The sequence below is a fragment of the Coleofasciculus sp. G3-WIS-01 genome (assembly GCF_040223135.1).
GTDB lineage: Bacteria > Cyanobacteriota > Cyanobacteriia > Cyanobacteriales > Coleofasciculaceae > Coleofasciculus.
On record NZ_JAVJZI010000195.1, the window covers coordinates 1 to 7,486 of the forward strand.

The 7,486-nt window shown below is 46.6% G+C and carries 5 protein-coding genes; 1 reads left to right on the top strand and 4 read right to left on the bottom strand.

The genetic code is table 11. The features are described 5' to 3' along the window. The 4 genes from RIM23_RS20060 to RIM23_RS20075 all read right to left on the bottom strand — a co-directional run. On the bottom strand, positions 1 to 457 hold a 457-nt coding region (locus RIM23_RS20060), incomplete at its 3' end, for a hypothetical protein (protein WP_446368871.1). A gap of 74 nt (positions 458 to 531) precedes the next feature. Beyond that, a complete protein-coding gene (locus RIM23_RS20065) occupies positions 532 to 2,265 on the bottom strand; it encodes a glycoside hydrolase family 9 protein (RefSeq protein ID WP_446368872.1) in 1,734 nt (577 codons plus the stop codon). A 221-nt stretch (positions 2,266 to 2,486) separates the two neighbouring features. Further along, complete coding sequence (locus RIM23_RS20070) at positions 2,487 to 4,457, bottom strand: glycoside hydrolase family 9 protein (protein ID WP_446368873.1); 1,971 nt, start codon at positions 4,455 to 4,457, stop codon at positions 2,487 to 2,489. Positions 4,458 to 4,731: 274 nt separating this feature from the next. Continuing rightward, a complete protein-coding gene (locus RIM23_RS20075; protein ID WP_446339381.1) occupies positions 4,732 to 4,998 on the bottom strand; it encodes a hypothetical protein in 267 nt (88 codons plus the stop codon). A gap of 156 nt (positions 4,999 to 5,154) precedes the next feature. On the opposite strand from RIM23_RS20075, the gene RIM23_RS20080 reads away from it, so the two are divergent. Further along, a complete protein-coding gene (locus RIM23_RS20080) occupies positions 5,155 to 7,278 on the top strand; it encodes an NAD(P)/FAD-dependent oxidoreductase (protein WP_446368874.1) in 2,124 nt (707 codons plus the stop codon). Positions 7,279 to 7,486: the final 208 nt, after the last annotated feature.

Here is a 7,486-nt window from a genome sequence, read left to right on the forward strand (position 1 = left end):
CTAACTCAACAACATTAACCCCTAACGCCCCAACAAAACCCGCCCTCACCACCGCAACCAACCCAAAAAACACCCTCAACCCACCATCCCCAAATAATGTAGGGGCGGGTTTAGTCGAGAACTCAACAAAAATAACCCCAAACGCCACAACAAAACCCGCCCTCAACACCGCAACAAACCCAAAAAACACCCACAACCCACCATCCCCAAATAATGTAGGGGCTGGTTTAGGCGAAAACACAACAACATAAACCCCTAACGCCACAACAAAACCCGCCCTCACCACCGCAACCAACCCAAAAAACACCCTCAACCCACCATCCCCAAATAATGTAGGGGCTATTGTTATCCTCCTCAACGGGATGCGATCGCACGGGTATTTTAACCCGCGCAGGCGGGTGCAAGTTTGTGTAGCTGCGGTTTCTAACCGCCCAGCTTTTTTTCGGTTAGGGCGCACGTCGGTGCGCCCCTACGGGATTGTGATATTGTTATCCTCATCAACGGGATGCGATCGCGAAGACAGCGCAACTATTAACCTTCCGTCATCACCATCCCCATCAGTGCGATCGCGGAGGCATTATAATCAATCGCATATTCGTTCGTGGCATAAGATCGCTCATCATCTAAATAACTTAGCGGACCCAATCCTTTCGGGGCAATTTCATCCTGGGCTTCTGTATTCGCCCCCCCTACCATTAACCCTGGAATCACCGTTTTTTTCGCTACAGCAACTCGGTGATGGACATTGCGGACTGAATTTGACCCCACAGTCGTAACAAAGGATAGATTAAAATGATTGCGTCCTAACAAATAATCCAACTGATCTACCGCCGCCTGAAAATACCCTTGATTTCCAGTTAATTTATAGGCATAAAACAAGGTAATCCCCTCCTCCGCCACCATCTTATTAGACGCCCAGATAAACTTATCAATTGCCAAGCGATAACCACTACCATTCACCGTCTCCAGCAAACGATCTGCCCGTTCCAATAACTTCTGCTTCATTTGCGCCTTCAGATTCTCTGAACCTTGCTGACGCGGTTGCAGCAGATAATCTGCCATCCCCAAGGCTGAGGGATCTTTCCATTCAAATAGAGTATAAGACAACTCAGGAAGCTCTTGCTCTAAATACTCAGCAAAACTTGCCTCCCCTGTCGTAATCAACAATTCCGCCGCCGCCCAAAAACGGTCATCTTTATCCGTCGTTAACGAGGCTTCCGTATCCCACTCTCCAGCCAAATATTTCCCCGAACCACTATCATCACCCTCAACCCAATCCACCCGCATAGAAGGTTCACTTTGCAAAAATTCCCAAGCTTTTTGCGCCGCTTTCAAATAATTCTTCGCCAATAACACATCATAAGCTGAATACACTCGCGCCGCCATTGCCAACGCGGCGGCGAATTTCGCCGTTTCTGGTGTAGAAATCCCATAAATATAGCGAGTTTGGATATCTTCATTCGGTAGAATCATGGGGGGCCATTCTTTCCCCGAAAGCTTCCGATAAACCGCACCATCACGCCGTTGCATGGTCACCATCCAATCCAATCCTACCTTGATTTCATCCAGCACATCGGGTCTGCCATTGCCACTTTCGGGAATCATTAATTGGCGGTCAGAAAATAACGATGGATATTGCTCATATAAACTTAATAAACGACCCACAGTTACCGCCGTTGGTCCTACATATTTGCCAAAATCTCCTGCATCATGCCAACCCCCTTGGGCGCGTTTCATTTCACCCGCCCGATGCATATCATCGGTATGAGCAAAGGTGCCATCATTTAAATGGCAGGGAGAATGACCAATCCCATTGATAGAATCTCGTATGGCTACCCCGCAGCGTTGTAAATAGTAGGAACGCAGCATTGTATTGAAGGCATCCTGATAAATATCCTGACCAATATCAAAGGGATAAGACTGAATATCTCCAGATTTCAGGTAATAGCGTCCGGGACGGTTGAATGCGGTAAAATCAACCCCTTGGATATTATCCTGACTGGCTGCATCTTGCATCGGTGCTGATAACTCCACCTCGAATACGGGGCGGTTATTACGGACGTTAATTAATTGGACTGGATTGGTGACTGAATGAGGGGAATTGAGTAAAAAGGCTAATTTAGGACGGGTTGGCGAATATCCGACTTGATTAATCAACAGTTTAGTTAGATTATCTAAATTTACCGATTGCGCTTGTCCTTTAGCCCAGAATCCATAAGCCATTGATATTGCCCAACCGAGGAAAAAACGTCTATCGATTTTCATGGCATCATTCCATCCCATTTATTTACAGATTTTAATCTGTAGACGCACCTTTAATTCCTGAAAAACACGTTCTGACACAAGGGTTTGAGAAGAGGGCAACCCGATGGTCTGTAGGGGCGGGTTTTACCGATAACATGCTCTTCAAAACGGGTAACGTATATAAACCTGCCCTGTTTCTGGAGTTGTTCATCTAGACAAGGTAATCGCCCCTATATTTGATTTTATACCTCCTTTGGCGGTTCAATTCCAAAAATTAATTTTCCACTATTATAAACCGGAATATGAATGCCCTTGCCATTCCCGGCTTGTTCTACTGGGTATGACCAGTCATTATTCATAGTCCAGATACCTGTTGGTGTATTTACCTGAAACTGGACATCTTTCTGATAATACGCTTCTCCCCCAGGATAAAGTTGAGTTCCGTCTACATCCACCTGGATATAGTAAATCGTTGGCGAATTTTGCCAAGGCGTGAGTCCAGATACCGTTATTCCTGATTCCGGACTGGTATTGACTTGGATATCCTTTGGGTTTCCTCCGGCTTCAATCACCTCACTAATATCAATAAAATACCGAAATGATAAATTAGGAATAATCCGGGCGGGCCAGGCGGATTGGTTATAAACGGTGGCTTGAACCTCCATCAAATTATCACTGAGTTGATTCCCTTGCGCCTCAACAAAAAATTCATCGTCTCGTGGTTCGGTTGGCGGAAAATTGGCTAAGGGATTACCCCCATACTTCTGATAGAGTTTCGCCACGGCGCCGGTAAATCCGGCATTATAATCTGTCGCCACTTCAGTCATCTTAAAATTAGACCGTTCATCGATAAAATTATCCTGCTGATCCGGTCCACCAACTAAGGCTCCATACAAAATATGTCGCGTTTCTTCCGGAATTTCTTTACTATTTGCCCAAGAACCATGTGCTGTCCGATGATGGGGTTGTTTCGGTGGGTTATTGCCAAATCCGACTACATAACTCCGCTGATCTGGATTAGAGCCTAACATATAATTAATCTGCCGTTCGGCAAAGGCATGATACTTTCGTCGCGTCCAAGCCGAGTCTACGGAGTCCCCATAAATAAAGGCTAAAAATGCCGTTTTTGCTGCATATCTCAACGAACCCCATTCATCCAGCCAAGCAAGTCCCCCTGGAGTATAGGAGACGTGTTTCCACTGACAGCGATCGCACCAATAGTCTAACCAGCGTTCTGCGTCTTGTCGATACTTGTTTTTCCCGGTTAATTCAGCTAATAATACATAACTCCCATAAGATTTATCATCCCAGGTATGCGTCCAATTATAGGCGAGAGTTGCATTAGGTTGATCCCTTAACTGCTCATAATACCTTTCAGCTTTCTGTAAATAATCTGGCGCTTGGGTTGCTCGATAAAGCCATGCAGCGCCCCAAACCAGTTCATCAGTATAACCACTGGATTTATAATACTCCGCTGCCTCAGTGATACAATCCGAATAGTTGCCCGGATATTGCTCGGCAAAGTCATAGAGTTCCTGGGCATGTTTTAGCAACGTTTGGGCATAATTCGCATCAGTTTCTTGAAAAACCATTGCCGAAGCTGCCATCGCGGCGGCGGTTTCTCCTGCTAAATCCGAACCCGAACAAGTGCTATCAATTTTATAGGAAGGACGCTCCATCGGCATCACCTCCGCCGCCCCCCACCAATCATGATCTAAACTCCCTTTACCCACCTGACCCCACAACACCGTTGGTGCAGAATGGGCTTTAAGAAAATAGTCATTAACCCAGCGCAAATTATCCAGCATGGCGTTATATTGACCACTTTGTTTATATGCGTCTTCGTATTCAATGACTCCCCAAGCCAGAAGTGTGGTTGAAGCTGCCATGGGAAAGCCAAATTTTAGATGATCGCCTGCATCATACCAGCCTCCAGTTAGGTCAATCCCATTATCCGCACCATCAGTTAATGCTGAATCCCCCCGCCATTCCACCCGATTATTGGCAGGGAGTTTGCCGGAACGCTGCACATCATAAAAATAGACCGCTTTCTGCAAAACTTCTCCGTAATTGTACTGATTTCCTGCTAGAGAGTCTTGACCGAGAATATTGAATACCCCGAAAATAAAATAGTGAAGGCAGTTAAATGTTAAAATAAAGACCGTCAGCAAAAAAATGATCAGGAATTTAATCAGAGTGCGGGCTTTAAACATAACGTTGGGGTTAACCAGATTACTCTAATGCTAGCTTAGCCAGTTCCTGAAGCTGTCCGATAATTCCCTCAATTGCTAATTTTTTATTAAATCTTTAATCAAGATATATTTCACTCAATAAAGAAAAATCCTTTATCCCGAATAGCCGTCCGGATAGTGTAAAACGACGCCTGGGGTAGGACTTACGCACAGACTCTGTAGGGGACGGCTAGGACGTGGGAGCAACCTGACGCCTAACCTGACGACAAGCGATGATTGACACCGCTTGACATCTTCAAGAAACTGGAATACTCTCTACCGCCTCTATGGATGGCAGAATGTTCCAGGCTTGGGCGACAATATCACTAAGCCAGCGGCGTTGTGCCTGATCTAAGACACTATCTTCTGCAAGCACTTCGGCGGTAAGCTCGTCTAGGGACTGTCCCTGAGAACGAGCAATCTGAATGACACCGGCAATTGCCGCAGCCACTAATTCTTCATTCACTGGTTTTTGACGGAGAGCCGCCATTTCTTGAGGACTAACTGGGATGGGATAATTCATGGTGAGTTAACAAAAGCACCCTAATTGACTAAAAATGAGAAGAGTGTAAACTTTTTTTACTAATATTAAACCAATCAGTATCCGGAAGTGTAGCTTATTTTGCTTCAGCTCACCTCCGTTATCTTGCCTAATTCCTCAGCGAATCAGATCACTCCGATGAAAGAACTGCTCTACGTAGAAATACCGAACCCCGACACCGACACTGTTCGCACCTGGTTGCAGCAGGACTGGCACTTTGAGCTGGGGAAGAAAACTATAACCCCTGATGGTATCCTGGTACAAATTGAACCTGCGCCTTTAGCCAATTCATCTACACCGATAAGGCTTCCGATTCCGGAAATCTCCATTTTTGTTTGGTCGGTGCAGCGAACCACGTACTTGAAAGCCTTTCGCGGTTGCGATCGCGCGATCGCTCTCGAACGGAAATTGCTCCAGAAGCTGACTGCGGATTTACGCAGTAAGTTTCCCTACCACTATCCTGAACCCCCAGAGGTTGATTTATCCCAACAGTCTATCTTTGAGGCGCTCGCGCCCTATTATCCCCAGACGGTTCATTTCTTCCAAAAAATGCCCAAAGGGGAATATGACCTCAACCGCGTCTATTGGTGGGAGAAACGATGGCGCGAAGGAGTGCTATATCCACAACAGCCTAAACAAGTTGTGTTTAAGACAACCGAGGAACCAACACAGCTTCGAGGAAGCAGCCGCTCAAAGTCCACCTATGACCTAATTTATATCGGTGGCGCCCTGGGAGTCATTCACGCCGCTGTGATGGCACAACGGGGGTATCGAGTCCTACTGGTAGAACGCTTACCCTTTGGGCGCATGAACCGAGAGTGGAATATTTCCCGGGCTGAGTTTGAGAGTCTCATCGATTTGGGGTTATTTACCCCCGATGAGTTTGAAGCCATGATCGCTAGAGAATATATCGATGGCTTCAACAAATTCTTTGATGGCAACAACCCTCCTCATCTAAAAGCACCTGTATTACATACACCAACGGTACTGAATCTGGCAATTGATTCAGAGAAATTGTTACAATTATGTGGAGAAAAGTTACAAAAAGCCGGCGGCGACATCTGGGATGAGATGGAGTTTATCCGGGCGGAGATGACTCCAGAGGAAGTTGTCGTCAGTCTCAAGCATCTGCCCAGCAAAACCCCCCGACAAGCCATAGGACGGCTTTTAGTCGATGCCATGGGTACCGCTTCCCCCATCGCTTGGCAACTGAATGGTGGCAGGGCGTTTGATAGCGTCTGCCCCACCGTCGGTGCAGTAATTGCCAGTGGGTTTGATCCTGGGGTGTGGGATTCTAACTATGGAGACGTTCTCAATAGCCACGGCGACATCTCCCGGGGACGGCAGTTGATTTGGGAACTGTTTCCGGGAGCAGGGGAGGAACTGACAATCTATTTGTTCCACTACCATCAGGTGCATCCTGAGAACCCTGGCTCTTTATTAGAAATGTATGAAGACTTTTTTACAATTTTACCTGAATACCGCCGCTGCGACATGGAAAAGCTCCAGTGGAAGAAACCCACATTCGGCTATATTCCCGGACATTTTAGCCTAGATAGTCGCGATCGCACGGTGGCGTTTGATCGGCTGGTTGCCATTGGGGATGCGGCTTCCCTGCAATCGCCTCTGGTGTTTACCGGATTTGGTTCCCTGGTTCGGAATCTGGAGCGCTTAACCGACTTACTCGATACCGCCCTGCGGCATAATCTCTTGAGTGCCAAAGATTTAAACCAAATTCGCGCTCATCAAAGCAATATTGCAGTCACCTGGCTCTTTTCCAAAGGTATGATGGTGCCAACCTGGCGTCATTTGCCTCCCCAACGGGTTAACGCCATGCTGAATACCTTCTTTGGGCTTTTAGCTGATGAACCGCCAGAGGTTGCTGATACCTTTATTAAAGACCGTTTCGATTGGTTAACCTTCAACCGACTGGCATTAAAAGCAGCTAGACGTAATCCTGCCCTGATTTTTTGGATTTGGGACATGGCAGGGGCAAAGGATTTCTTACGTTGGCTCAAGAGCTACTTCACGTTTACTGGAAATGCTATAGTGAGTGGATTCCTTAAAGGGTGGTTCCCTAATCTGATTCGTCGCTTACAACCGTGGATTGAAAATCGTTATCCCGCGCTATGGTTGCGACTGTTAGCCCAACATTATGCCATGACAACGGGTATGGGGCGTCCAGAACGGGTGCAGCGTGAAGCATCAAATCAGGGTCAGGAACCTCAGCCTAAAGGCATGAGGCTTGAAAGAGAAATCTAACAAGCCATTCTGACCAGCTTAAGTCTTAACTGACTACGTTATCGGCAAGTGTTCAAGACCTACCAGCAGATGCTCCCGCTAGTCTACTGCTCTAGAACCGAAAAGTTAAACAGTTTTAAGGTCACTGAAACAGTGCTTTTTGGATAGTTACCGACCGATAACATTGGCGAAGCTAACTTTACCCGAAAGGAGATTGAGGCAACCATAC